Origin of the sequence: Massilia sp. AB1 (genome assembly GCF_018119385.1) — a bacterium.
Taxonomy (GTDB): domain Bacteria; phylum Pseudomonadota; class Gammaproteobacteria; order Burkholderiales; family Burkholderiaceae_D; genus Telluria.
The window spans coordinates 96,211-122,245 of sequence record NZ_JAGKSG010000008.1 but is presented as its reverse complement, the minus strand read 5'-3'; the positions used below and the strand labels follow the sequence as shown (position 1 = coordinate 122,245).

At 65.9% G+C, this 26,035-nt stretch carries 21 protein-coding genes and 4 tRNA genes; 15 read left to right on the top strand and 10 right to left on the bottom strand.

The genetic code is table 11. From position 1 onward, the window contains the following. Positions 1–21 precede the first annotated feature (21 nt). Positions 22–369, bottom strand: a complete 348-nt coding sequence (gene arsC, locus J8847_RS07320) for an arsenate reductase (glutaredoxin) (protein WP_211524024.1) — start codon at positions 367–369, stop codon at positions 22–24. A gap of 182 nt (positions 370–551) precedes the next feature. Here arsC and J8847_RS07315 point away from each other — a divergent pair, with 182 nt between their 5' ends. Further along, on the top strand, positions 552–1,184 hold the full coding sequence (locus J8847_RS07315; protein ID WP_211524023.1) for a 1-acyl-sn-glycerol-3-phosphate acyltransferase: 633 nt from the start codon (positions 552–554) through the stop codon (positions 1,182–1,184). A gap of 91 nt (positions 1,185–1,275) precedes the next feature. Here the strand turns inward: J8847_RS07315 and J8847_RS07310 are convergent, their stop codons facing one another. The 4 genes from J8847_RS07310 to J8847_RS07300 all read right to left on the bottom strand — a co-directional run bounded on the left by J8847_RS07310 (position 1,276) and on the right by J8847_RS07300 (position 6,465). After that, entirely contained in the window at positions 1,276–3,072 is a 1,797-nt protein-coding gene (locus J8847_RS07310) for a DUF1302 domain-containing protein (protein WP_211524022.1), read from the bottom strand. Positions 3,073–3,144: 72 nt separating this feature from the next. Further along, positions 3,145–3,276: a hypothetical protein gene (locus J8847_RS24325; RefSeq protein ID WP_267875455.1), complete on the bottom strand. Its 132-nt coding sequence runs from the start codon at positions 3,274–3,276 to the stop codon at positions 3,145–3,147. Positions 3,277–3,314: 38 nt separating this feature from the next. Then, positions 3,315–4,946, bottom strand: a complete 1,632-nt coding sequence (locus tag J8847_RS07305; protein WP_211524021.1) for a SulP family inorganic anion transporter — start codon at positions 4,944–4,946, stop codon at positions 3,315–3,317. A gap of 52 nt (positions 4,947–4,998) precedes the next feature. Beyond that, positions 4,999–6,465 carry a diguanylate cyclase gene (locus tag J8847_RS07300; protein ID WP_211524020.1) on the bottom strand — a complete coding sequence of 489 codons (1,467 nt, stop codon included), beginning with the start codon at positions 6,463–6,465 and terminating at the stop codon, positions 4,999–5,001. 165 nt (positions 6,466–6,630) lie between these two features. Between J8847_RS07300 and J8847_RS07295 the strand changes: the two genes are divergently transcribed. The 4 genes from J8847_RS07295 (at position 6,631) to J8847_RS07280 (ending at position 10,488) form a co-directional block, all read left to right on the top strand. After that, positions 6,631–7,596 carry an SDR family oxidoreductase gene (locus J8847_RS07295; protein ID WP_211524019.1) on the top strand — a complete coding sequence of 322 codons (966 nt, stop codon included), beginning with the start codon at positions 6,631–6,633 and terminating at the stop codon, positions 7,594–7,596. A 13-nt stretch (positions 7,597–7,609) separates the two neighbouring features. Beyond that, complete coding sequence (locus J8847_RS07290; protein WP_211524018.1) at positions 7,610–8,653, top strand: Ku protein; 1,044 nt, start codon at positions 7,610–7,612, stop codon at positions 8,651–8,653. 3 nt (positions 8,654–8,656) lie between these two features. After that, on the top strand, positions 8,657–8,890 hold the full coding sequence (locus J8847_RS07285) for a hypothetical protein (RefSeq protein ID WP_211524017.1): 234 nt from the start codon (positions 8,657–8,659) through the stop codon (positions 8,888–8,890). A gap of 134 nt (positions 8,891–9,024) precedes the next feature. Next, on the top strand, positions 9,025–10,488 hold the full coding sequence (locus tag J8847_RS07280) for a catalase (protein WP_211524016.1): 1,464 nt from the start codon (positions 9,025–9,027) through the stop codon (positions 10,486–10,488). Positions 10,489–10,600: 112 nt separating this feature from the next. Here the strand turns inward: J8847_RS07280 and ligD are convergent, their stop codons facing one another. Beyond that, on the bottom strand, positions 10,601–13,237 hold the full coding sequence (gene ligD, locus J8847_RS07275; protein WP_211524015.1) for a DNA ligase D: 2,637 nt from the start codon (positions 13,235–13,237) through the stop codon (positions 10,601–10,603). Positions 13,238–13,463: 226 nt separating this feature from the next. On the opposite strand from ligD, the gene J8847_RS07270 reads away from it, so the two are divergent. Both J8847_RS07270 and J8847_RS07265 read left to right on the top strand, forming a co-directional pair. Continuing rightward, positions 13,464–13,829 carry a hypothetical protein gene (locus tag J8847_RS07270; RefSeq protein ID WP_211524014.1) on the top strand — a complete coding sequence of 122 codons (366 nt, stop codon included), beginning with the start codon at positions 13,464–13,466 and terminating at the stop codon, positions 13,827–13,829. A 148-nt stretch (positions 13,830–13,977) separates the two neighbouring features. Then, positions 13,978–14,922 carry a D-2-hydroxyacid dehydrogenase gene (locus J8847_RS07265; protein ID WP_211524013.1) on the top strand — a complete coding sequence of 315 codons (945 nt, stop codon included), beginning with the start codon at positions 13,978–13,980 and terminating at the stop codon, positions 14,920–14,922. Positions 14,923–14,952: 30 nt separating this feature from the next. Here J8847_RS07265 and J8847_RS07260 read toward each other — a convergent pair whose 3' ends face one another. After that, a complete protein-coding gene (locus tag J8847_RS07260; RefSeq protein WP_211524012.1) occupies positions 14,953–18,831 on the bottom strand; it encodes a two-component regulator propeller domain-containing protein in 3,879 nt (1,292 codons plus the stop codon). Between the two features lie 110 nt (positions 18,832–18,941). Between J8847_RS07260 and J8847_RS07255 the strand changes: the two genes are divergently transcribed. The 6 genes from J8847_RS07255 (at position 18,942) to J8847_RS07230 (ending at position 20,896) form a co-directional block, all read left to right on the top strand. Then, a tRNA-Arg gene (locus tag J8847_RS07255) sits at positions 18,942–19,018 on the top strand. A 166-nt stretch (positions 19,019–19,184) separates the two neighbouring features. Continuing rightward, a tRNA-Arg gene (locus J8847_RS07250) sits at positions 19,185–19,261 on the top strand. A 229-nt stretch (positions 19,262–19,490) separates the two neighbouring features. Beyond that, positions 19,491–20,063, top strand: a complete 573-nt coding sequence (locus J8847_RS07245; protein WP_211524011.1) for a penicillin-insensitive murein endopeptidase — start codon at positions 19,491–19,493, stop codon at positions 20,061–20,063. After that, complete coding sequence (locus J8847_RS07240) at positions 20,060–20,443, top strand: hypothetical protein (protein ID WP_211524010.1); 384 nt, start codon at positions 20,060–20,062, stop codon at positions 20,441–20,443. Before J8847_RS07245 ends, J8847_RS07240 begins: the two co-directional genes overlap by 4 nt. Positions 20,444–20,566: 123 nt before the next feature. Next, a tRNA-Arg gene (locus tag J8847_RS07235) sits at positions 20,567–20,643 on the top strand. A 176-nt stretch (positions 20,644–20,819) separates the two neighbouring features. Further along, positions 20,820–20,896 (top strand) — tRNA-Arg (locus J8847_RS07230). 17 nt (positions 20,897–20,913) lie between these two features. Here the strand turns inward: J8847_RS07230 and J8847_RS07225 are convergent. Then, the gene (locus tag J8847_RS07225) at positions 20,914–21,276 is read right to left on the bottom strand and encodes a hypothetical protein (RefSeq protein WP_211524009.1); all 363 of its coding nucleotides are present in this window, start codon (positions 21,274–21,276) and stop codon (positions 20,914–20,916) included. A gap of 78 nt (positions 21,277–21,354) precedes the next feature. Here J8847_RS07225 and J8847_RS07220 point away from each other — a divergent pair, with 78 nt between their 5' ends. Beyond that, the gene (locus J8847_RS07220; RefSeq protein ID WP_211524008.1) at positions 21,355–21,900 is read left to right on the top strand and encodes an FxDxF family PEP-CTERM protein; all 546 of its coding nucleotides are present in this window, start codon (positions 21,355–21,357) and stop codon (positions 21,898–21,900) included. Positions 21,901–22,014: 114 nt separating this feature from the next. Here J8847_RS07220 and J8847_RS07215 read toward each other — a convergent pair whose 3' ends face one another. Continuing rightward, a complete protein-coding gene (locus J8847_RS07215) occupies positions 22,015–23,907 on the bottom strand; it encodes an ATP-binding protein (protein ID WP_211524007.1) in 1,893 nt (630 codons plus the stop codon). Further along, positions 23,907–24,533 (bottom strand): YfiR family protein, encoded by a 627-nt coding sequence (locus J8847_RS07210; protein WP_211524006.1) that lies wholly within the window; start codon positions 24,531–24,533, stop codon positions 23,907–23,909. Before J8847_RS07210 ends, J8847_RS07215 begins: the two co-directional genes overlap by 1 nt. A gap of 590 nt (positions 24,534–25,123) precedes the next feature. Here J8847_RS07210 and J8847_RS24100 point away from each other — a divergent pair. Beyond that, positions 25,124–25,960 (top strand): response regulator, encoded by an 837-nt coding sequence (locus J8847_RS24100; RefSeq protein ID WP_229512597.1) that lies wholly within the window; start codon positions 25,124–25,126, stop codon positions 25,958–25,960. The last annotated feature ends 75 nt before the right edge of the window (positions 25,961–26,035 follow it).

Below are 26,035 nucleotides of genomic sequence, written 5' to 3'. Positions count from 1 at the left end.
GTGTGGACGAACCGATACCGTTTACAGGACCTCGTGCACGCGCTCGAAGGGGCGGCACAGGCGCACGCCCTTGGGCGTCACCACGAAGGGACGGTTGATCAGGATCGGGTGGGCGACCATCGCGTCGAGCAGCGCAGCGTCATCGACGCCAGGCGCGTCCAGGCCGAGTTCCGTAAACAGCGCTTCCTTGCTGCGCACCGCCTCGCGCGCGCTCAATCCGGCATCGGCGATCATGCGGCTCAGCGCCTCGCGCGTGGGCGGAGTGGCCAGATAGTCGACGACCTGGGGTTCGTGGCCGGCCTCGCGGATGGCCGCCAGGGTATTACGCGAGGTCCCGCAACGGGAATTGTGGTAAATCGTGATATCCATTTTGATAAGCTTGCCGCTCTTGTTGTCAATCAAACAGCGGCATGATAACCACACCTCATACCCGGCACCAGCTTTTTTGCTTGTTCCCCTTGCTCGAGCCCGCTAGAATTCCTCGCTTATTTTCTATGGCGTAATGACTGCTGCTCTACATTAACAGTCTGTCATGCCTCGACGGAGCGTTCATGAGCGATTACCTGCTGCATCCCGCAGCCCTGCCCACCTGGGGTCAGCGCACTGCGCTGCGCCTGCTGACCATGCTGGGCTGGCGCGTGTACTTCAAACCCCTGCCAGGCCCGCACGGCATCGCGGTGGTGTACCCGCACACGTCGAACTGGGATTTCATCATCGGCCTGCTCGGCAAGTGGGCGGTCGGCCTGCAGTTCCGCTGGCTCGCGAAGGATTCGCTATTCCGCGGCGCGATGGGCACCATCATGCGCTACTGGGGCGGCATCGCGGTCGACCGCAGCGCGCCGATGGGCGCCACCCGCCATCTGGCGCAGCAGATGCTCGCTTCCAAGTGGTGCTGGGTCGCGATCACGCCCGAAGGCACGCGCGGCTACCGTCCGCACTGGAAGAGCGGCTTCTACCACCTGGCCCAGGCCGCCAGGGTGCCGACGCTGCTGGTCGCGCTCGACTACAAGAAGAAGGAACTGCGCGTGGTGGACACGCTGGAACTGAGCGGCGACACCGAACGCGACATGGCGGCGATCCGCAACATCTACGCCGAGTGCCAGGCCCTGTACCCGCAGGATGCGGCGCCGATCAAGCTGGCGCAGCGCGACAACGGCCAGCAAGCGGAGCGCAAGCGCGCCTGATCCTTCCGCACCCTCCATCCGGGCGCCGGCACGACCGGCGCTTTTTTTCGCCCGGCCTTCGAAGGCCTGAGGCTGGCGCGCGGCAAGCGCCTCAGAACTTGACGCCCACCGCAAACGACGCGGTATCCCGGTCCGCCGCCGGATTGTAATCGCCTCCCCACACCGGCGAATACGCCAGCTCCGCCAGGTAGCGCTTGCGATACTCGAAGCGCAGCCCCAGCGACAGCGACTTGCGCCCTTCATTCAACAGGAAGTCGCCCGACCAGCCCTTCACGTCGTGCACGAACAGCGCATTCGCGCTGCCCGCCAGCTCCGGCGTCAAAGCGATCGAACGCAGGTCCAGGCGCGCCCGGTAGCCCCAGGCATTGCGGGTCGCGTAGCCGCGCAGGCTGCATTGGCGCGCTGCGTTGGCGGTAGTGACGGTGCAGCCGCCGTTGATCGGCCCGACACCGAAGATATCGGCGCGCCCGTAGCGCAGCAGCGCCTGGTCCGGCAGTCCGGCGGCGTGCTTGCCCACTGCTTCGAAGGCGGCGGCCAGCGGCAGGCCCGCCGCGGTCCACTCATGCCGGCCGCCGCCCTGGAGCTGCCACATCCCGTACAAGTCGTAGCCATGGAAGATGCCGCCCGGCGCCACCGCATTGGCGCGGGCGCGCAGCAGCGACGGCGCGGTGGCGCTCAGGAATGGCGGCACCACGTCGCCCGGCGCCAGCATGAAAGGGGTCTCGGGCCGGTAGGACAGTTCGCCCTGCAGGCTGGTGGCGCCGCGCTTGTGAAGCAGCGTCAGGGCGGTGATGCGCAGGTCTTCCGGATACTCGGTGAAATACGCCATGTTGCGGCCGTCCGGGTCGCCCGGGATCAGGGCCGGTCCGCCGGCACGGGTGCTGCGCCGCAGTCCCGGGAGCGCGCTGCGCGAGGTGTAGCGCGCATGATAGAGCCCCAGGTCGAGTCCGAGGGAAGCGGCGCGCCAGGTCAGCCCGGCGCCGAATTCGCCGCCGTCCGGCTTGGACGTCGGCAGGCGTTTCTGGTAGGCGCCGAGCGGCATCCGCGCGCGGTCGCTGACCAGCGGCTGGCCGCTCATGACCCGGTCGCAGCCGTCCACCAGGTAGTCGCTCATCGACCACAGGCTGCCGCACATGTCGAGCGCGGCCGGCCGGAAGCGGGTCTGGTAGTAGGCCTCGACGCCCAGTCCCGGCGTGGGCTCGATGCGGCCGAACAGCATCGGACGCGGCACCATGACCTCGGCAAGCACCGCCCCGGCGCGCCGCAGGCCCGGCAAGTCGCGTGGATTCAGCGCCTCCAGGCCGCCCGGCGTGATCGAGCGTCCGCCCCAGTCGAGCGACTGCTGGCCGATCCGCAGCATCACGGGCACCCCGCCCCAGCGGGTGTTCCCCTGCACGAAGGCGTCCAGCAGCGCCACGCCGGAAAAGCGCGACAGCCGCGGCGCGCCTGCATCGCTCAGGGGGGCGCCGGCAGCGTAGCGGTTGGCGACGTTGCCCCAGGGGCGCCCATCCTCGCGCAAGCCGAAGTCGTGCCAGGCTTTGACCCTGAGCGTGGCCGACAAGGCCCCTTCCCTGGCCGAGAGTTCGAAGAAACCCTTGAGCGCGCGCGAGGCCGCATCCCAGCGCGCATAGTTGGTGTTGGCGTCGTCGGCATTGCCCCCGCTGCCATAGCCCACCAGGCCGACGGCGGCGGCATTCACGCCGGTGAGCAGGTTCGGGTCGCGCGCTTGCGTGCGCAGCACTTCGCCGTAGGTGATCCGGCCGCTGAAGGAGACCTCGGCGCCGAGCGCCGGGGTGGCGCCGGCGACCGCGCCGAAGGTGCCGAACAAGGCGGCCAGCCTGGCCAGCCGAAAAGGAAACGGACGGGGAGACGCAGCGTGTCGGGTCATAGCTTACCTTCGTCTTGTTCGGCCCCGTGCGGCAGGGCGGCATGGGTAATTTGATGCCTCGCCGAAACAATCCTAGTAGACCCAGTATTTACGGTCAACAAAAAATTGCGGCAAATCAAATACAGTTATGCCGGTCGCGTAGACCGGCAAATCGGGCGTCTCGACACCAATCTTCCACGGCGCGGCCGCTGCGACACGGCGCATGCCGGCTCCTCTTGAAACCGGTTTCGGCTGCCGCGCCCTCAAGCGGCAAGCTTTTGCCAGGCCGTCGCCGCACTGAGGAAGACTTCCCCGTTCAGCGCGCCCAGCAGCTCGCTTTGCTTCAGCCTGTCCATCACCGGCCCCTTCACTTCGGCCAGGTGCAGCAGCACGCCGCGCTGGAGCAGCGAGGTGTTCAGTTCGGCCAGCCCGAACAAGGCCGTGGTGTCGATCGCATTCACCGCCGACAGCACCAGCACCAGGTGACGCGTGCCGGGACGCGCCGCCAATTCTTCTTCGACGCGTTCGTTGACCGCCTCGACATTCCCGAAGAACAGGCCGGCGTCGATGCGCAGCATCAGCAGGCCAGGCGCGGTGTCGGTCGAAAAACGGTCCACGTTGCGGAAATGCTCGCTGCCGGGAATCCGGCCCAGCACCGCGATGTGCGGGCGGCTGGCGCGCCAGATCAGGGCGCCCATCGACAGCGCCACGCCGATCACCACGCCCGCCTCGACGCCGAACACCAGCACGCCGCCTGCGGTCGCCAGCAGGGCCGCGGCGTCGGCCCGGTCGTAGCGCCAGGCGGTGCGCAGGGTCGACAGGTCGAGCATGCCCAGCACCGCCACGATGATGGTCGCGGCCAGGGTCGGCAGCGGCAGCAGCGCCAGCCATCCGGTGGGCGCGACCAGGGCCAGGGCCAGCAGGCCCGCGGTGATCAGGCTCGCCAGCTGGGTGTTGGCGCCGGCCGCGAAATTCACCGCCGAACGCGAGATGCTGCCCGTGACCGGGAAGCCGCCCGACAGCGCGCTGCCGAGATTGGCCGCGCCCAGGCCGATCAGTTCGCGGTTGCTGCCGAGCTTTTCGGGACGCTTGAGCGCCAGGGCCTGGGCGCCCGACATGCTGATCAGGAAAACCATGAAGCCGATCAGGAGGGCCGGCTTGAGCAGCTGTTCCCAGTGCGCGCCGGAGGTGGCGAGGTTCAGTCCCGGCAGCCCGGCCGGCACCGCGCCCGTGGTCGCCACCCCCATCCGGTCCAGGCCGAGGGCGGCCACCGCGATGGTCGCGCCCACCACGGCCGCCATGGGCGCGAGCTTGGCGCCGATGTCGGCGGCGGTGGCCGGCAGCCCCAGCCTGCGCAGCAGCGGCGCCAGCCAGGCGCGCGCGGCGAACAGGAGCAGCAGCGAGCCCAGGCCCAGCGCCGCGCTCGGCGCGTGCACCTCCAGCGGCGCACCGCCCAGCAGCGGGCGCACCTGGCCCCAGGCGATCACGATTGCGGAGCCGATGGTGAAGCCGCTCATGACGGGACGGGAAAAGAAGTTGGCCAGGAAGCCGACGCGCAGCAGGCCGCAGGCCAGCAGCACCACGCCGGCCAGCAAGGCCAGCTGCGCCGCCAGCACGCCGTACAGGGCGCTGCCCGGCGCGGCCAGCGGCGCCAGGCTCGACGCCGTCATCAGGGAGATGATGGCCATCGGCCCGACCGATTGCGTGCTGCTGGTGCCGAACAGGGCGTACAGCACCGGCGGGACGATGCTCGCATAGATGCCGGCAACCGGCGGCAAGCCGGCCACCAGCGCATAGGCCATGCCCTGCGGGATCATCATCATCGCCACGACGATGCCCGCGCTGATGTCGCCCGGCAGCATCGCGCGCCGGTAGTGCTGCAACCACTGGAGCATGGGTAGAAGCTAAAACTTGCTTGGGTGAAAAACCGCTAGCCTAGCACGGCGGTCACTGCATGGCCAGTTCCACGCAGTTGCGTCCAGCCCGCTTGGCGCGCGCCAGGGCCGCGTTCACGCGCACGGCAAGCGAGTCGCCGCTCTCCGTCTCTCCCAGCTGGGCCACGCCCAGGCTGACCGTCACGTGGTCGCAGCCCGGCACCTCGGCCTGTTCGATGGCGGCGCGCAGCTTTTCGGCCATCTTGAGGCCGTCGATGGCGCTGGTGTGCGGCGCGATCACCAGGAATTCCTCGCCGCCCGAGCGCACCAGTACGTCGCTCGAACGCAGCAGGGCCTTGGCCGTATCGGCCACGGTGCGCAGGACCAGGTCGCCGACCGGATGGCCGTAGGTGTCGTTGATATTGCTGAAGCGGTCGATGTCGAAGCCGATCAGCGCCAGCGGCAGCCGGTAGCGGCGCGCACGCCTGATTTCCTGTTCCAGCAGGGTCTCGCCGTGGCGGCGGTTGGCGACATGGGTCAGCGCGTCGGTGGTCGCCAGGTGGGTCACGCGTCCCAGCAGTTCTTCGTTCTCGCGCGTCATCTCGGCCATGCGCAGGCCGAAGGCCGCCAGCTGCGCCAGGTCGCCGAGGGCGCCGAGTTCGGCCTGCGAAAAGGCGCGTGCGCGCTCGAACAGCAGGCACAGCGAGCCGCGCGGGGCGCCCGGTCCCTGGGCCGGAATCGGCAGCCCCAGCGCCATCTCCACGCCGTGGCCGCGCAGGCTGTCGGCCAGCTCCGGCTCGCCCGCCTTGCCGAGGGCGTCGAGCAGGGCGAATTCGCCGCTGGCCGCCGCCAGCAGGCCGGGGAAGGCATGGCGCAACGGCGAATGCAGCAGCTTGTCGCCGCGCAGCAGCAAGGGCGCCAGCTGCAGACGGGTCGCGCCCTGCTCCGCTTCCAGGTGCAGGTCGCCGTCGCGCAGGTAGAACAGGGCCGCGTGCACCACGCCCGGCCAGACCGAGAGCGCCTCGCACATCCGCTCGGCGAAGCGCACGCTGTCGTCCGCTTCCTCGAGGGCGCGCTGGGCGGCGCTGCGGACGGCCAGCAGGCCGCGCAACTCCGCCTCGAGCGGCGTCGCTTGCGCGGGCCGCGTGAATCCTTCGGCCAGGCGCGCGGCCAGCACGGCGCGCGTCTGCGCCGCATCCAGCGGGCCGATCGCATAGTCGAGCGGCCCGAAGCCCATCAGGGCCGGCAGCCAGCGCGCATTGGCGAAAGGGCACAGGACAAACACGGGCGCGCCCGCGCGGGCCGCCACCAGCCGGCCCAGGGACTCGAGGTCCAGTCCCAGCTCGAAGCGTTCCAGGTCCAGCACCAGCACATCGGCCGGCTCGCGTTCCAGCAGCAGCGAGGCCTGCGACGCGCTGTCGGCCACGCGCAGCCGCGCGAACAGGCCGGCGCAGGCTTCCTGGAAGACGCCGCGGCGCTGGCCCACCGGGCTGACGTAAAGACCGGTGGGCCGGGTGGGCGTGCCGTCCTGCTGAGACATCCTGTTCTCCCTCTCGTGCATCCTGTTATCAAACCAGCCAAGTTTGCCAGAAAGCTTACCCATGGGATAGCGGAAATGTGTCACTGTGTGTGGAAGCGCACCGTCGCCCTGCCCCGTGCATTGAATACTTCTTCGGGTCGATTCAATGCAGACAGGGAGAGCGTAATGCCGAACCAGGACGATGTAGCGAACAAGCAGAAGGCGATCCAGAGCCGCCAGGACCAGATCGACGGCAGCATGCAGAAGGCCGAGAGCCAGGATCCGGTGCAGACCGGGATCCAGCAGCCGGCGCCGCCGATGCCGCAGCAGCACCTGGCCAAGCCGGGCCTGGAAGCGCAGATGGACCTGAAGCCGAAATTCCTGGCCGAGCAATACAAGGGCAGCGGCAAGCTGCAGGGCATGAGCGCCATCGTGACCGGCGGCGACTCGGGCATCGGCCGCGCCGTCGCCGTGCTGTTCGCGCGCGAAGGCGCCGATGTCGCCATCCTCTACCTGAACGAACACGAGGACGCCGCCGAGACCCAGCGCTACGTCGAGCAGGAAGGCCGCCGCTGCGTGACCATCGCCGGCGACGTCAAGGACGAAGCCTTCTGCAAGGAGGCGGTCGAGAAGGTGGTGGGCGAATTCGGCCGCCTGGACATCCTGGTCAACAACGCGGCCTTCCAGGAGCACGCCAATTCGCTGCTCGACATCACCGAGGAGCGTCTGGACGAGACCTTCCGCACCAATATCTACGGCTACTTCCACATGGCGAAGTCGGCCCTGCCCTACCTGAAGCGCGGCGCCTCGATCATCAATACCGGCTCCGTCACGGGCCTCAAGGGATCGAAGAAGCTGCTCGACTACTCGGCCACCAAGGGCGCGATCCACGCTTTCACGATGTCGCTGGCGGCGAGCCTGATCGAGCAAGGCATCCGCGTCAACGCCGTGGCCCCGGGCCCGGTCTGGACCCCGCTCAACCCGGCCGACCAGTCGCCCGAGCAGATCAAGGAATTCGGCGCCAGCACCACCTTCAAGCGCCCGGCCCAGCCGGAAGAGCTGTCGCCGGCCTATGTGTTCCTGGCCTCGCCGGTCTGCTCCGGCTACATCACGGGCGTGGTGCTGCCGATTACCGGCGTGGTGGGCGAATAAACGAGGAGAAGCCATGGCGCGCAGCATGTGGAAAGGGGCGATCAGCTTCGGACTGGTCCACATCCCCGTCGAAATGTACGCGGCGGTCGACAACAAGGGACTCGACCTGACGATGCTCGACCGGCGCGATTTCTCGCCGGTCGGCTTCAAGCGCTACAACAAGGGCAACAACAAGGAAGTCTCGTGGGACGACATCGTCAAGGGCTATGAATACGCGTCCGGCGAATACGTGGTCCTGTCGGACGAAGACCTGCGCCGCGCCAACCCGGAAGCCACCCAGACCATCGACATCCTGGCCTTCGTCGATGCCGAGGAAGTCCCGCTGATCTACTACGAGCAGCCCTACTACCTCGCGCCCGGCAAGGGCGGCGACAAGGTCTACGCACTGCTGCGAGAAACGCTGAAAAAAGCCGGCAAGATCGGCATTGCCAACGTCGTCATCCGCGTCAAGCAGCACCTGGCGGCGCTGGTGTGCGTGGGCGACACCATCGTCCTCAACACCCTGCGCTACGCCGACGAGATCCGCGAGACCGAAGCGCTCAAGATCCCGGGCAAGACCGGCAGGGCCGCCGTCAACGACAAGGAGCTCAAGATGGCGATGGCGCTGGTGCAGGGCATGAGCGAGGACTGGGACCCCGAGCAGTACCACGACACCTACCGCGAGGACGTGCTGGCCATGATCGAGAAGAAGATCAAGGCCAAGCAGACCAAGACCATCACCATGCCCGAGCCGGAAAAGGAAAAGCGCGAATCGGGCAAGGTCATCGACCTGGTCGCCCTGCTCCAGGCCAGCCTGGGCAAGAAGCCCGGCAAGGCGGCCAGCGCGGACGATGACGACGACGACGAACCGCCGCCGCGCAAGTCGCGCAAGCCCGAGGCCGAGCAAGAGGAGGAGGAAACCCCGCGTCCCCGCAAGGCGCCTGCGCACAGCACCGAGCGCGTGGCAGCCAAGCGCACGACGGCTTCGAAATCGGCCGCCAAGCCGGCCGCGAAGAAGGCCACAGCGAAAGCAGCTCCCGCCGCCAAGGCGCCGGCGCGCCGCAGGAAGGCCGCCTGAAGGATGGATGGATTCATCGACTTCCTGCAATGGCCCGCCATGGCGGTGACCCTGTTCGCCGCCTACCTGATCGGCTCCAAGCGCGCGGAGCGGCGCGTGTTCGGCTTCTCCATGTTCATCCTCAGTAATGTGCTGTGGATCGTATGGGGCGTCCACGACGAGGCCTGGGCCCTGATCGCGCTGCAGGCGGCGCTGATGGTGACCAACATCCGCGGCATCTTCAAGAACGAGCAGTGAGGTGCTAACACTTTGCCGCTCATCTGTATTGTAAAAACCTATCGAAATAATTAAATCAATTAGCTTTTTCTTTCTGGCACCACCGCCTAGAATCTCTTTCATTGACGTTCACACATCAACGAGGAGATTTCCGCATGACCCAGCCCCGCCTGACCACCGCTTCCGGCATCCCGGTCGACGACAACCAGAATTCGCTGAGCGCCGGCGCCCGCGGCCCGCTGCTGCTGCAGGACTTCCACCTGATCGAAAAGCTCCAGCACTTCAACCGCGAGCGCATTCCCGAGCGCGTGGTCCACGCCAAGGGCTCAGGCGCCTACGGCAGCTTCACCGTCACCCACGACATCCGCCACTTCACCAAGGCCGCGCTGTTCGCGGAGCTCGGCAAGCAGACCCCGGTCTTCCTGCGCTTCTCGACCGTCGGCGGCGAGAAAGGCAGCGCCGACACGGAGCGCGATCCGCGCGGCTTCGCCCTGCGCTTCTACACCGAAGAAGGCAACTGGGACCTGGTGGGCAACAACACGCCGGTGTTCTTTATCAAGGATCCGATCAACTTCCCGGACTTCATCCACACCCAGAAGCGCGACCCGCAGACCAACCTCAAGTCGGCCAACATGATGTTCGACTTCTGGAGCAAGGCGCCGGAGAGCCTGCACCAGGTGACGATCCTGTTTTCCGATCGCGGCACGCCGGACGGCTACCGCCACATGGACGGCTTCGGCAGCCATACCTACAGCCTGATCAACGCCGGCGGCGAACGCCATTACGTGAAGTGGCACTTCAAGACCCGCCAGGGCATCAGGAACCTGAGCGCGGCTGAAAGCCAGCGTATCGCCGGCACCGACCCGGACCACGCCCAGCGCGACCTGTTCGAGGCGATCGCGCGCGGCGACTTCCCGCAGTGGGACGTCAAGCTGCAGGTGGCGAGCGAGCAGCAGCTGGCCGAGTGGAGCCAGCGCACCGGCTGGAATCCCTTCGACCTGACCAAGGTCTGGCCGCATGGCGACTTCCCGCTGCTGCCGGTGGGCGTGCTGGAGCTGAACCGCAATCCGGCCAACTACCACGCCGAGGTCGAGCAGGCCGCGTTCTCGCCGGCCAATGTGGTGCCCGGCATGGGCTACTCGCCGGACAAGATGCTGCAGGGGCGCCTGTTCGCCTACCACGACGCGCAGCTGTATCGCGTGGGTACCAATCACCAGCACCTGCCGGTAAACGCCCCGCGCTGCCCCTTCCACAACCACCAGCGCGACGGCGCGATGGCGATCGCCAACGGCGGCGCGGCGCGCAACTACCACACGCTGGACGCCGTGGGGCACGGCGCCACGGGCATGGGACACGGTGAACGCGAGCTTGCCATCGAAGGCAATGCGGGACGCTTCGATTTCCGCGGACGGGAAGACGACTTCACCCAGGCCGGTAACCTGTTCCGCCTGATGACGGCCCAGGAACGCCAGAACCTGTGCGACAACCTGGCCGGTCCGCTGAGCCAGGTGGATGCGGAGATCCTGGAGCGCCAGCTGGGGCATTTCGACAAGGCGGACCCGGCGTATGGACGCGGGGTACGGACGTCGCTCAAGGCTCTTGGTCGAAACGTCGACTAACCGTCACGCTGGGCTGTTTCACTCGCCTGGCCTCTAAACCGTCGTCCCGGCTTAGGCCGGGATGACGTGTTTTAGCTGCGGGGGATGGAAGCAGGTTGGTGTTCGTGGGCTCTTACGGCTCGAACCCCATCTTCTTCATCGCCTTCGCCAGGGTCTTCGCCGCCTTAGAATACCCCTCCCACGGCGTATTTCCCTTGTCCAGGCGCGTGTGCGCGTTCGTGATATCCCACTGCGTGCTCGACTTCAGTCCTTCCAGCTCGTCCCAGGCCAGCGGCACCGAGATGCCCAGTCCCGGCCGCACGCGCGCCGACCAGGCGCACACCGTGGTCGCGCCCTGCCCGTTGCGCAGGTAGTCGATGAAGATCTTGCCCACCCGGTTCTTCGGCCCGCTCTTGAACGCGAAGCGCTCCGGGAACACCGTGGCAAGATGCTTCACGATGGCCTGCGAGAAGCTCTTCACCGTATCCCAGTCGTAGCCGCCCTTGACCGGCACCACGACGTGCAGGCCCTTGCCGCCGCTGGTCTTCAGGAAGGACGGCAGCCCGAGTTCGTCGAGGAAGGCGTGCATCAGCTGCGCCGCCTCCTGCATCGTGTGCCACTCCACGCCCTCGCCCGGGTCGAGGTCGAACACCATCCGGTCCGGCGTCTCATAGGCCTTGCGCGTGGCGTTCTGGGTGTGGATCTCGACCACGTTCCACTGCGCCGCCGACAAGATGCCCTGGACGCTCGCGATCTCCAGGAAAGGCTGGTGCTCCGGGTCGAGCTCCTGCGGCATGTGCTTCACGCCCGGCATCTTGGCGACGTCGGCGTGCTTCTGGAAGAACAGCTCCCCGCCCACGCCCTCCGGCGCGCGCACCAGCGACACCGGCCGCGCCTTCAGGTGCTCCATCATCAGTTCGCCCACCAGCGCGTAGTAGCGGATCAGGTCCAGCTTGGTCGAGCCGGTCTGCTTGTCGATCACGCGCTCTGGATTGGTCACCTTCATGGTGGCGGGCAGCTTGCTGGTCACGCTTTCCTTCATGTCCTTCTCCTTGTCGGCGGCCGGCTCGGCCGCCATGTGCTTCGGCACTTCGCGCGTGATGTTCTTCGCCGGCTTGTCCTTGCGCAGCCCCTGGAACACGGGATGGCGGATCGAGCCGGTCGCCGTCCATTCGGAGAAACTCACCTCCGCCACTAGGGTCGGCTTGACCCAGTGGTGCTTGCGGCCCGGTACGGAGCGCGGCGGGAAGGGGCTGTCATCGGTGCGCAGCTTTTCAAGTTGCGCGCTGATCGACTTCAGCGAGGAGTGGTTGAAGCCCGATCCGACATTACCGACATAGCGCAGCACCCCGTTCTCGTCGTGGGTGCCGAGCAGCAGGGAGCCGACGCCGGTGCGCGAACCCTTCGGGTCGGTGAAGCCGCCGATCACGAATTCCTGGCGCAGGCCGCATTTGAGCTTGATCCATTCCGGCGAGCGCGCCGACACGTAGCGCGAGCTGCGCCGCTTGCCGATCACGCCTTCCAGGCCGATGCGGCAGGCGGCCACCACCAGTTCTTCCGGATTGGTGCCGAATTCGGCCGAGAAACGCACCCGGCCTTCCTCATGGCCCTTCAGTGCTTTTTCCAGCAGCGCGCGCCGCTCGACCAGGGGCACGTCGCGCAGGTCGTAGCCGTCGAAGTAAGGCGCGTCGAACAGGAAGTACAGGATCTCGGCGCCGCGCGTGCCGTCGAAGGCCAGCTGCAGCATGCCGAAGTTCGGCTTGCCGTTCTCGTCGTGCACGACGATCTCGCCGTCGTACCAGCCGTCCGGCAGCTGCATGCGCTCGATCTCTTCCTTGAGCGGCAGCAGGCGGTCGGTCCAGTCGTTGTCGTTGCGCGTGATCAGGCTGACCACGCCTTGCTCGATCCGGGCCAGCATGCGGTAGCCGTCGAACTTGACCTCGAACACCCAATCCTCGGGGTCGGGCGGCGGCGCATCGACCAGGGTCGCCAGTTCCGGCTTGAAGTGTGCGGGCAGCGCGGCTTTCACGGCGCCCTCCGGCATATCCGTGGCGCCGCGCTTTTTCGCCGGCGCCTTCTTTGCCGCGCCCTTTGCCGCGCTCCTGGTCGCGCTCTTTGCCGCCGGGGCCGCCTTCCTGGCGGCCGTGCGCTTGGGCGGCGGCGCTTCCTCCTCTTCTTCCTTCAGCGCCTCGACCTTGCGCTCGGCCGGCCGCTCCGGCATGGGCAGCGCTTTCACGCTGTCGGGCATTTCGTCGACCACCGAGAATTCCTCGCTGGAGCGCATGTACTCGTCCTTCTCCTTGATCAGCAGCCAGGGTTCCTGGCGGTCGTCCTCGTGGCCCTTCAGGCGCACCAGGGTCCAGCGCCCGTGCATCTTATGCCCGTGCATTTCGAACTTGATGCTGCCTTTCGCGAAGCCTTTGTGCGGATCCTCCAGCGGCGTCCAGGTGCCCTTGTCCCAGATGATGACCTTGCCGGCGCCATACTGTTTCTCGGGAATGGTGCCTTCAAAATCCGAGTACGAGATCGGATGGTCCTCGACGTGCACGGCCATGCGCTTGTCGCGCGAATCGTAGCTGGGACCCTTGGGAACTGCCCAGCTTTTCATCGTGCCGTCCAATTCCAGACGGAAATCATAATGCAGGCGCGATGCCCAATGCTTCTGGATAACGAAGGTCAAGGCGTCGGCACTGGCCTCGCCGCCTTCGGCGGGCTCCGACGTAATCGCGAAATTGCGCTTGGCTTTATAGAGTTTGAGCGCGTCAGGCATGGTGGCAACCTCCCCGGCAATCCGATGTCCTGAGTCTAGGGCGGTGAACCCGGCGCGACTGTTCGGCAGCGAACCTAGCCTGCAGCAACATGGGATCAGGGCATTTGTAAGCGGATGTAAATGCGTGATCAACGCGTCAACCGTGCGCCAAACCTCCACGTTGATAGCTCAGTAACACGGGAAACACCTCCCACCTTGTCATCCACCAAAACGAAGGAAAGACACTATGAGCAAAATCGTCGCTACCCTGATTGCCGGCCTGTTCGCTACTTCCGTGTTCGCCCAGACTCCCGCTGCCACCAGCACCAGCACCACCACGCCGGAAGCCAAGGCAGAAGCCAAAGCCGAGAAGAAAGAGGCGAAGGCCGAGGCCAAGCACGACAAGAAAGTGGCTGCGGCGGACGCCAAGGCCGCGAAGGCCGAAGCCAAGGCCGACAAGGCGGATGCGAAGGTAGAAAAAGCTGCCGAGAAGGCGGATGCCAAGGTCGAGAAGACCGCCGAGAAAGCCGACGCCAAGATCGAGAAGACCCACGCAAAAGCTGAAGCGAAGGCAGACAAAGTCGCTGCCAAGACCGAAGCACAACACAAATAACAATCCCCGAGAGCTCAAGCCCCCCTCGCTCGAGCCCCGCCATATTTGACGAAGACAGGCCCGCCCTGTCTTCGCCCCTCTTTTTCCCGATGGCTAGCGCCAGCGCACGTGTTCTACAATGCGGTTTTGCCCGCTGCGAAAGGACACCATGCACCGTATCGTCTTCCTCGACCGCGACAGCCTGATCGCGAACGTACGCCCGCCCGCTTTCGCCCACGCATGGCAGGACCATGCAGCGACCGCCGAGCACGAAGTGGTCGAGCGCCTGCAGGGAGCGACGATCGCCATCACCAACAAGGTACCCTTGCGCGCCGCCGCCCTCGCCCAGCTGCCGGACTTGAAGATGGTCGCGATTGCCGCCACAGGCTCCGACAACGTCGACCTCGCGGCCTGCCGCGAGCGCGGCATCGTGGTATCGAACATCCGCAACTATTCCACCGTTTCGGTGCCGGAGCATTGCTTCGCGCTGCTGCTGGCGCTGCGCCGCAACCTGCGCGCCTACATCGCCGACGTCGAGGCCGGCCAATGGGAACGCTCGACACGCTTCTGCCTGCTCGACCATCCGATCGGCGACCTGGCCGGCAGCCGGCTCGGCATCGTCGGCTACGGCGCGCTCGGCAAGCAGGTGGCCCACCTGGCGCGCGCCTTCGGCATGGAAGTGTGCGCGACCTCGCGCTCGCCCATCGGCGACAGCGGCGTGATACAGCTCGAACTCGACGAGCTGCTGCGCACCTCCAGCGTGGTCAGCCTGCACCTGCCGCTGACGGAGCAGACCCGCCACCTGATCGGCGCGCGCGAACTGGGGCTGATGCGGCGCGACGCGCTCCTGATCAACACCGCGCGCGGCGGCCTGGTCGACGAAGCCGCGCTGGCCGAAGCGCTTCAGGCGGGGACGATCGCCGGCGCCGGCTTCGATGTGCTGAGCAAGGAACCGCCGGTGCCGGACAACCCGCTGCTGCGCCTGCGCCTGCCGAACTTCATCCTGACGCCGCACGTGGCCTGGGCCAGCGGCGGCGCCATGCAGCGGCTTGCGGACATGCTGGTCGACAATATCGAGGCCTGGGCGGCCGGGCAAGCGCGCAACGTGCTCTAAGCTGGAGCGACAGGGCGTCCTGCCGCGCGCTCAGGCAGGCGTGGCCTCATCGGCGGCGCGCGCTTCCGGAGCGCAAAGGGGCAGCTCGATCACGAAGGCCGTCCCCTGCCCGATTTCGCTCTCGACGCGGATCGTGCCGCCGAGCAGCGAGGTAAGGATGTTGTAGGCGATGTTCAGCCCCAGGCCGGTACCGCCCTGCCCCATCCGCGTTGTGAAGAAGGGATCGAAGATGCGCGCCAGGTGCTCCTGTGCGATCCCGCGCCCATCGTCGCGGAATTCGATCCGCACCATCGACTCCACCTGCACGGCCGACAGCCTCATCGTGCCACCCGGCTGCTCGAAAGCATGCAGCATCGCATTGTTGATGAAGTTGATGATCACCTGACCCAAGGGTCCTGGGAAGCCATCCATCACGATGCCCGGCGGCACCTCCACCACCAGCCTGTGGCCGGCCAGCCGCACCGTATTCATCATGGTGGCCGCAATCTCGTGGCAGGCCTGGGCCAGGTGGAAGCGGCGGCGCTGGGCGCTCGCCTGGTCGACCGAGACCTGGCGGAAGCTGCTCACCAGTTCGGCCGCGTTGTGCAGGCTGCGCACGATCAGGTCCGATGCCTCGGTGGACGCCGCCATGTACTCGGCCAGGTCGGAACGCTTGAGCTGGGCCTGCTCGAAACGCGTGGCCACCGCATGGGTCTTTTCCTGCAGCGTGCTGGCCATCAGCAGGCTGTTGCCGATCGGCGTATTCAGCTCGTGCGCCACGCCGGCCACCAGGGAGCCGAGCGAGGCCAGCTTTTCGTGCGACGCCAGCTGGGCCTGGGTCTCCTTGAGCTGCTGGTAGGCGCGCGCATTGTCGATCGCCACGCCTACGTAGGCGGCGAGGGTCTCGAGCATATCGAGATGCACCTGGCCGTAGGCATGCAGCTCCGGACTCTGCACAGTCACGGCGCCGATCACCCGCTCGCCCACCGTCACCGGCACGCACAAGAGCGAACCTTGCATCGGGGCGGCCGCCTGGACGGTCGCGCTGTCCGACCCCAGGATCGTCGGCAGCTCGGCTGCCAGATCGCCCACCAGGATTTCACGCGCGCCATCCATGCACCAGGCCACCAGCTCGCGCCGCGGATCGTCCGGGACTTCATGGCCCGGCAAGCGCTGGCCGTCTGCAACCGCGAACGGGAAGCCGATCACCCCGCGCTGGGGCTGGCGCAAAGCCACGGCGAAACCGCGCGCGTCCATCAGGGCGCCCACATGCTCGTACAAGGTACGCATGATCGCCTCGCTGTCGAGGTTGGCCGTCAGCAGGCGGCCGATATCGGACAGCAGCGCGATGTCGCGGTGTGCCCTTTCCACCACCTCTTTCTGGCGTTCGACCTCGCGCTTGCCACGTTCGGCCGCATTCTTTTGCAGCAGCAATTCCGCGGTACGCGCGCCGACTTCGTGTTCCAGCAGCACCTTTTGCCGCACCAGCACCCGTACGCGGAAGCGGTATATCAGGTAGGACAGTGTCAGCACCGTGATGACCGCCAGGGCGCGGAACCACCAGGTCTTCCAGAACGGCGGCGTGATGTGGATCGTGAGGGTGGCCGCCTCCTGGCTCCACAGGCCATCCTTGTTGCTGGCCCGCACCCGGAACACGTAGGGCCCCGGATCGAGGTTGGTATAGGTGGCGAAGCGGCGGCGCGCATCGGTGTCGACCCAGCCCTGGTCGAAGCCCTCCAGCTGGTAGGCGTAGCGGTTGCCCTGCGGGTCCGCGAAATGCAGGCCGGCGAATTCGAGTGCGAATACCGAGTCGCGGTAAGACAGCGTGATCTCCTTCTTGCCGCCCAGGCTGTCCGCGCGCGAGCGGTTCAGCACCAGCAGGTCGGTGATCACCGGCACCGGCGGATACGGATTGTCGCGCACCGCTTCGGGGCGGAAGGAACTCATGCCGTTGATGCCGCCGAAGTGCAGCTGGCCGTCCGGGCTGCGCCAGCCGGAACCGACGAAATAGGAACCGTCGATCAGCCCGTCCTTGGAAGTGTAGTTCTTGATCTGGCCGCTGACCGGGTCGAGCCGCGTGATGCCGACCGTGGTGCTGACCCACAGGACGCCGGTCGCGTCTTCCAGCACGGCGCCGATCGGCAGCGCCTCCTGGCCCTTGGCGAAGGGATAGAAGCGGAAGCGCGTGCGGCCGCCGGCGGTTTCCATCTTGTGCAGGCCGCCCGCGGTGCCGATCCACAGATCGCCGCGCGACGACTCCTTCAGGTAGTACACGCGGCTGTGGCGCAGGCTGTCCGGATCCCGGGGATCGTGGCGGAAGCGGGTGAACACGCCGGTTCGGCGGTCGAAGCGCTCCAGGCCGGTCTCGGTGCCGATCCAGATGATGCCCTGGCGGTCCTCGAGCACCGTGAAGCCGTAGTTGTCGCCCAGGCTGGTGGGATCGTCGGGATCGTGGCGCCAGCTGCGCGAGATGTTGGAACCGGGCGGCAGCGCCGACAGGCCGCCGCGCGTGACCACCCATAGCGTGCCGTCGCGCCCTTCGGCGATCGCCTGGACGAAGTTGGCCGCCGGTCCCGGTCCCAGCGCCACCTGCCCCATGCGCCCCTGCGCGTCGCGCCAGGCCAGGCCCATGGGGGTGCCGATCCACAGCCGGCCACGGGCGCGCGCCAGCGAGGTGACCACATCGCTGGGCAGGCGCTCGTCACGCTGCGGCTGGACGCGGCCGCTGGCACGGTCCAGGTGCAGCAGGCCGGCGCCGGTGGTGCCCAGCCACAGCCCGGCGGCGCCGTCGTCGACGATGGCGCGCACCCTGGTCCGGCCCAGGCCCTGGCTGTCGCCGTAGCGCGTGAAGCCGCCGCTGGCCAGGTCGGTGCGGTTCACGCCGCCGTAATAAGTGCCGACCCAGAGCGTGCCGGTCCGGTCCACCAGGACCGCCGGCACCTGGTTGTCCGACAGGCTGTGCTGGTCATTCTCGACATGGCTCCAGGAATCGAAGCGCCCGGTGGCCGGGTCGCGCCACTTGAGGCCTTCGCTGTCGGTGCCGACCCATAGCTGGGCGCCGCTGTCGTGGTACAGGCTGATGATGCGCACGTCCTGCATGCCTTCGGCGGGGCCGAGGTGCTGGCGCTGCGGACTGCCCTCCCCCAGGCGCCAGGCTTCGAGGCCTGCGGCGGTGCCGATCCAGAGCGTCTCGCGCGGGCCCATGGAGAGAGTCAGCACCGTGTTGCGCAGGGCGTCGTGCGCCGGTTCGACGGCAAAGTGCGTGAAGCGCCCGCTTGCCGGGTCGAGCCTGTCCAGGCCCGCTTCGGTACCGACCCACAGCTGGCCGCGGCCGTCGGTGGCAAGCGAGGTGACGCGGTTGTCGCGCAGGCTGGAGGGGTCGTCGGGATCGTTGCGGTAGGCGCGGAAGCGCTTGCTGGCGGGATCGAAATGCAGCAGGCCGTCGCTGGTCGCCAGCCACAAGGCGCCCTTGGGCGCAGCGGCGATGGCGTTCACGGAGCGATTGCCGCGGCGTTCCAGGTCGTCGGGCGGCACGAAGCGCTCGAAGCGGGCGCTGCGCGCATCGAAGCGCGCGAGGCCGCCCTTGGTGCCGAACCACAGGCGGCCGTCGGCATCCTCGAAGGAGGCGGAGACAAAATTGTCCGGCAGGCTGGAAGAATCGTTGGGGTCGTTGCGGTAGACCGTCATGCGGTAGCCGTCGTAACGGTTCAGGCCGGCCTGGGTGCCGAACCACATGAAGCCCTGGCGGTCCTGCAGCATGGTGAGGGCCGATTGCTGCGACAGCCCTTCTTCGATCGACAGGTGCTCGAAGCGCAGGCTGCGCTGGGTGGCGCCGGCCGCCGTGGCCAGCAGCGCCAGCAGCAGGCAAAGCGCCAGTCCCGGCAGGAGGCGATGCAGGCCGACGCGCGCGGCCCTGGTGAATCCCGACATAGTATTCCGTTCTTGAAACCCGTTCGCCTAATCTACCAGAGGCGATGAAGGCTGAGAAAGAAAATGAGACTTCCGGAAATAAAATGTCGCTGCTATAATGCGTGCCTCGGGCGGCTGTAGCTCAGCTGGATAGAGTACTTGGCTACGAACCAAGGGGTCGTGGGTTCGATTCCTGCCAGCCGCGCCAGAATATGAGGGACCAGATTGAAAAATCTGGTCCCTTTTTTCGTTTTGGCCCACCATGTCCGCTGTCCGTTTTCGCCTTTTCCGCGTGCGATTCCGGCACAAAACTGCGGAGAATGGCGATGAACCTTTGCCAAGATGCGTGTACGCCGCTATAATGCGTGCATCGGGCGGCTGTAGCTCAGCTGGATAGAGTACTTGGCTACGAACCAAGGGGTCGTGGGTTCGATTCCTGCCAGCCGCGCCAGAATATGAGGGACCAGATTGAGAGATCTGGTCCCTTTTTTCATCCCCACCCCGATTTGCGTCGCCCTCCAATAGATCGCTATCCAGCGAGAAGTCGAGCACGCTCTGGGCGCAGTCCTCTGCTCCGGTTTCGTCATGAAACCCGTAGCGAACTTCAAAAAGTTGCGCTTGACCAAGGTCGGCATGTCGCTTTAGACAACGATTGCTTCCCCCAAACATCGACTGCACAAGTGAAGCAAGAATGGCGGACTCACATATCGCAAGGAGAACGCCATGAGCACTGCCGGAGTGCCTATTCAACCGAGGGAATCGCGCGGCTACTTCATGCTGCCCCAGGCGCCGAACAAGCAGGGTATTACGTATATGGAACCCTGCACTATGTTCCCGGAACAGGCGCCCAGGCGCAGTTTGCCCACCCTAATCTGCTCAGCGTGATCTTCAAAGTCGAGCGCGAAGGGCAGGCGATCTGCGACCGCAAATTCGGGATTGGGAACATCAGCATTGCCGGCGGTGCCAAGTTCGACAAGCATGCAACCCACCGCAAAGGCATCGAAATGGATTGCCGTCCGGTCCGCAAGGACCACCTGACCGGCCAAGCAGCCCGCTGTTCGTTCCATGATAAAGCGCTCTACGATCGCGCCGCCACAATCAATTTGATTCAGCTTTTTGTCGAGCATCCATGGGTCAAACTAGTGTTTTTCAACGACCCTGAAGTGCAGATGGCTCTGGGCGGCCGGGTAAGGAGCTGCCCGGGTCACAACGATCACTTCCATGTCGAACTCTTGAAAGGATTTGCATCGTGAACGCGCGCCTGATAATGACCGCCGTCGTGGGAATCCTCGCCATCCATGCGTACGCGCAGCCGGCCAAGACCAAACCGGAAGCCTGGGACGGCAGACCCAAACCGCTCAGAGGCGATTATCAGGTGTACGGCGGGACGCTGTCCGAAGGGATTCCACCTACGAGCAAAAACAGGAAGGTCGCATTCATGTTCATCGGGCCACTAGCGAAGCAGCTGTTCGGCCAGATTGGTCCTGACACGAAAGTCTCTTGCAGCGATGCCGAAGGATATCGTGAACGGCGAAGGGGTGATCTCACATGTACCCAAGATCAGGACGGATACAGTTGCTATTTTGGATTGGACGTCCCGACCGGCAAGAGCACACACGGATCGATCTGCTGATTGTCCGATGTCGCTGACGAACTGTCGGCAATCCCTGCGGCATGCGGCCAACACCGAGTTTGGCAGGTAATCCACGATGAGCCTTTGCAAGACGCGCGCGCGCCGTTATAATGCGTGCATCGGGCGGCTGTAGCTCAGCTGGATAGAGTACTTGGCTACGAACCAAGGGGTCGTGGGTTCGATTCCTGCCAGCCGCGCCAGAATATGAGGGACCAGATTGAAAAATCTGGTCCCTTTTTTCATTTCCGGCCCTGCCCCTCCCCTTCGCCGACCGCGGCATTGCGATACACACGCCAACGCTCCGGTGCTCCAGGAGACGCCAATCCGGGCCGGGGCTTTGCCAAACCAGAACATGCTGCTATAATGCGTGCTTCGGGCGGCTGTAGCTCAGCTGGATAGAGTACTTGGCTACGAACCAAGGGGTCGTGGGTTCGATTCCTGCCAGCCGCGCCAGTTATACCTAAAATGGCTCAGAAGAGATTCTGAGCCATTTTTCTTTTCGAGCTCAGAATATTCATTCTTTCAGCTCTTCCGCGCAGCCCGTCTTTGCGCCCGCTCAGCAATATCGCCGATTTACTCGTCATCCATTGGCGTTCGCTCAATAAGATGCTGACAACTCCCGTTTGCTCAGCACCAGACTCGCCCTCCTCTTCCTGTAGGACTGGCCTGACATAATTCATGCAATTAGGCCGTTTTTTGCTCCTCATCAACGTAATCGGCGCAGCTTCTCCTATGAAGTGCGCCCCTCTCGCATAGCCGAGCGGAAATTTGTTGACGATTGGAATGTAGCGCCCGTGTTGCGCACTGAACGGCGTGTGTCCGTGCTTTTCCATGCTCTTTTGATAGCATGGAGTTCCCCGATTCTTGAAACCCAAGCTGCAGGACGCGGCTGATTCTATGCGAGGAAAGAAATGAAAAAATCTCTGATTGCTGCAATTGTGTTGGCTTCCGCTTCGTTCGGTTCGTCGGCTGTGATGGCACAGGATGTTGTCGGCAATTCGCCTCAGGAACTCAACCTGATCGACAACAGCGCTTTCTTTGGTGATACCTTTGCCGCCGGCAACGAAGGCAACACCTTCGCTGACCGCTTCACCTTCACGGTGGACGGCACCACTGCCCTGAATCTGGATGCAATCATCTCGTCGATCAGCCGTACCGCAGACACCGGCCTGGACATCACCGGCCTGGCTCTGTATGGCGAAGGCGACACCCTGATCACCAACGGTTCCTCGATGATGAGTGGCGAAATGGATGTCTGGAGCATCTCCAGCGACAACCTGGCTGCCGGCGACTACTACCTGCAAGTCAGCGGTAACCTGGTGGGCGACACCGGCGCAAGCTTCGGCGGCGCCGTGATGCTGGCTCCGGTTCCGGAACCGGAAACCTACGGCATGATGCTGGGCGGCCTCGGCGTCCTGGGCTTCCTGGCACGCCGCCGCAAGGCTAAACAGGCGTAACAGCAGCCTGGTTTGAGTTGGGACGGAAGCGCAACATGCGCTTCCGTTTTTTTTCGTCCGTACGTAGCGAGGGAATGGCCGGACGCCCCGCCGCGGGACGCCCGGCAGGCGGGATCAGGTGCGCAGCTTCTTGATGATGCTGCGGTTCCCCAGGATCTCTTCGATCTGCTCGAAGCGCACCGGCTTGACCATGTGGTGGTCGAAGCCCGCCTCGAAGGCCAGCTGGCGGTCCTTTTCCTGGCCCCAGCCGGTAACGGCGATCAAGACCGTCATCGCGCCGCAGGACAGCTTGCGGATGCCGCGCGCCAGGTCGTAGCCCGACATGTGCGGCAGGCCGATGTCCAGGAAGGCGTAGTCCGGGCAGAAACGGGCCGCCGCCGCCAGCGCATCGGGGCCGTTGTGGGTGATCACCACGCTGTGCCCCATCGCCGTCAGCAGCGCGCCGATGCTGTTGACGAAGTCGACGTTGTCGTCCGCCAGCAGGATGCGGTAGCTCTCGGTGCTGATGAAGGTCGCCGGGGTCGGCTTGGTCAGCGGCTCCGGATCGACCACGATCGGCAGGCGCACCACGAAGCGGCTGCCGTGCCCCAGGCCTTCGCTGTGCGCGCTGATGGTGCCGCCGTGCAGCTCGACCAGCTTGCGCGCCAGCGACAGGCCGACGCCCAGGCCCGCATTGCTGCGCTCCAGGGTCGAATCGACCTGCACGAACATCTCGAACACCGAGTCCAGCATGTTCGGCGCCAGGCCGATGCCGGTATCGGCCACTTCCAGCACCAGGGTCTTGTCCTCGACCCAGCCCTTGAGCTCCACCTTGCCGCCGCGGTTGGTGTACTTGGCGGCATTGTTCAGCAGGTTCGACAGGATCTGCGCCAGGCGCGTGGCGTCGCCGTGCAGGAACACCGGGCGGTCCGGTAGGTCCAGCACCAGCTCGTGACCGTGCAGCTCGATGTAGGAACGCACCACTTCGAGCGCATCGTTGACCACCGCCTTGAGTTCGACGCGGCCCATCTTGATGGTGAACTTGCCGGTATTGATGCGCGAGACGTCCAGCAGGTCGTCCACCAGGCGCACCATCTGGCGCAGCTGGCGTTCCATGATGTCGGTGGCGCGCTGGGTGGCCGCCGCGTCGCCGCTGCGGATGCGCAGGATGTCCAGGCCGGTGCGGATCGGCGCCAGCGGATTGCGCAGCTCGTGCGCCAGGGTGGCCAGGAATTCGTCCTTGCGGCGGTCGGCCACGATCAGGGCCTGCTCGGCGCGCTGGCGCACTTCCATCTCGTGTTCCAGGGTGCGGTTGGCGGTCTGCAGCGCTTCCGAGCGGCGCCCGATCTCGGCCAGCATGTCGTTGAAGGCTTCCACCAGCACGCCGATCTCGCCCTTGTTGTTGCCCGGCACGCGCAGGCTGAAGTCGCGCCTCAGCATCACCTGGCGCGCCACATTGGTCACCGCCTCCAGCGGCCGCGTGATCGAGGCCTGCAGGCGCGAGGCGACCAGGGCCGCGATCACCAGGGCGGCCAGCAGAACGCCGCCCAGGATGGCGCCATAGTTCAGCATGCGGTCCAGCAGCCCGTAGCGCGAACGCACGTAGACGCTGCCGAGGATCTCGCCGTTCTCGACGATGTTGCGGAAGATGTGCAGGTCGTCCTGCTCGATGCGGTAGCCGGGCGCCTCGGGCTTGGCCGGGAACACCGCCTCCACGCCCGGCTGGGCGTAGGTGGCGAAGCGCTCCCCGTTGGCGGTGTACACGGCGGCGGCCACGATCTGCGGGCGCAGGCGCAGCAGGCGCAGGTTCTGGGTGGCGCCGGTGACGTCGTTGAAGGACACCGCCGGCGCGGTCACGCTGGCGACGATGTCGGCCTGGGTGGTGAGGTCCTCGACCCAGTAGCGCTGGAAGGTGCGCAGGTCGAGCAGCAGCATGGCGACTCCCGCCGACAGCAGCGCCACCACGGTGGTCGCCACCGCCATCAGGATCAGTTTGCTGCGGACGGAGCCGGTATCGTGCATGGGCATCACGGGGCTCCTTTCTGTACCCGGTTCGCCACCGTCAGCAGGCGCGAACTCAGTTTGACGTTGTTCTTTTCGGCGGCGTCGAGCGAGACGTCGAAGCGCACCCGTTCGTCGACGATGCGGAAATTAATGACGCTGCCGCAATGCTGGGGATTGGTGCACTCGGTGACGGTCAGCAAGGCCGAGGGCGCGGCACGCATCAGCCGGCCCACCCGCGCCGGGTCGGTGCCGGCGATGAACAGCAGGTGCACCGGGATCTGGGTGTCCTGCTCGCGGAACTGGCGTACCACAATCGTGCGTCCGCCGATCATGCGGCCCGCCGCGATGCGCGCCAGTTCCGCCGCCATCTCGTCCGAGCCGACCACGCCAATGGTCAGGGGCGCGGCGCCGTCGGCGAAGGCCTGGGGCGGAAACTCCGCGTAGCCGAGGAATTTATACAGGAAGGCGGCCTTCACGCGCCGTTCGAGCACGCCTGAAGAAGGCGTGTCGGCGCTCGCGGGCGGCGTGGGCAGCAGCGCCAGCAGGGGCAGCGCCAGCAGCATGGCCGCCAGGCGGCGGTGCGGCCGCACCGGCGCCGCCAGGGCGCGGCTGCGCTGTTTCACTGCGTCGTCGAAGGTAGAAAAAATCATGAAGTCCATTGACCAGTCACACGCGGCATGACGTCCCTGGCCGGCCGGATCCCGGCCACTTCCACGGCGACGACATCTGTTTCGACCGCATGATAGCCCGGCATGGGCAGTTGTGGCGTTCGCGCGACGTGCGACAGTGTGGAGCGATGCGTGGTGGTCAAGCGTAGCGGCGACCCTGGGCACATGGGCCGGGCGTGGAACAGCGGCGCGACTCCGGCGCAGTTGGGCAGCGTGTTGGTAGGCATAGTTGCCATCGTAGAACATTTTTGCATGCGCACCAAGCGTGCACTGCTATCGTGCATTGCTTCGCCGCCACAAGATACAACAAACGATGTCACTCAGCCATTATTTGAATAATTGATGACCGTCATTGCAAAGATAAATTGGACTGATTTACCGCAATGCAGCATCATGCTTCCTGTCTCCTCTATTCTCCTCCAAGGAAATAGATTCAGCCCGCTTCGCAGAAGCGGGCTTTTTTTTGCCCGTCGCCCGGGCAGCGGCCGGCCAGGCGCGCACGCTTCGATGCACCGGCGCCCGGGCATTTGGTGTAGGATTCATAAAGTTTTCGTTCCTACAACACACCGCCCATGTTCGAGACCGACAAGACCGCTCGCAGCACCGCGTCCTACGACTGGTCCGCAAGCGCCCTGGGCGAGACCGCGCGCTGGCCGCTGGGCCTGCGCGTCGCCGCCGATCTCCTCCTGAACGCGCCCCTCCCCGGCCTGCTGGTATGGGGACGCGAAATGGTCCTGCTGTTCAACGAGACCTACGGCGCCCTGGCTGGTCCGGGCTACGGCCGGGTCCCGGGCGGCAACGTGCCGCCGGTGATGCCGCCGCCCCTGGCCGCGGCCGGCGATGCCCTCACCCGCGCCTGGAACGGCGAACCGGTCGTCCTGAACGGCCTCGCCCTGTCCTTCCGCCATCCCGAAGGCCCGCGCGAAGAGCGCTGCGACATGCGCCTGACGCCGGTGCGCGACGAATCCGGCGAGGTGCGCGGCGTGCTGCTGCTGCTGGCCCCGGCCACCCCGGCCGCCGTGGAAGAACCCGCCGCGGGCGGCGCGCTGCAGATCCTGGTGGTGGAGGACAACCTCGATTCCCAGTACCTGGTGTGCGAGATGCTCAGGGCCTTCGGCCACGAGGCGGACGGCGTCGGTCATCCTGACGACGCCCTGGCCCTGCTCGGGCGCCAGCGCTACGACCTGCTGTTCACGGACGTCAGCCTGCCCGGCATGTCGGGCGTCGACCTGGCGCGCCGCGCCATCCAGGACCAGCCCGGCCTCCGCGTGATCTTCGCTTCCGGCTACGGCGACACCCTGCTGCGCCACCTGGATTTCCCTTACCTGTCGCTCCAGAAGCCGTACGAACTGGACCAGTTGCAGGATGCGCTCGCCAAGGTGGCGGGCATGCCGGCGGCGCGCGCGTGACAAGCGTGTGGGCCGGCCCCGCTCGGCTGGACTACAATGTCCGACGGACCCTGCCCCGCCGCATGCGGCGCGGCT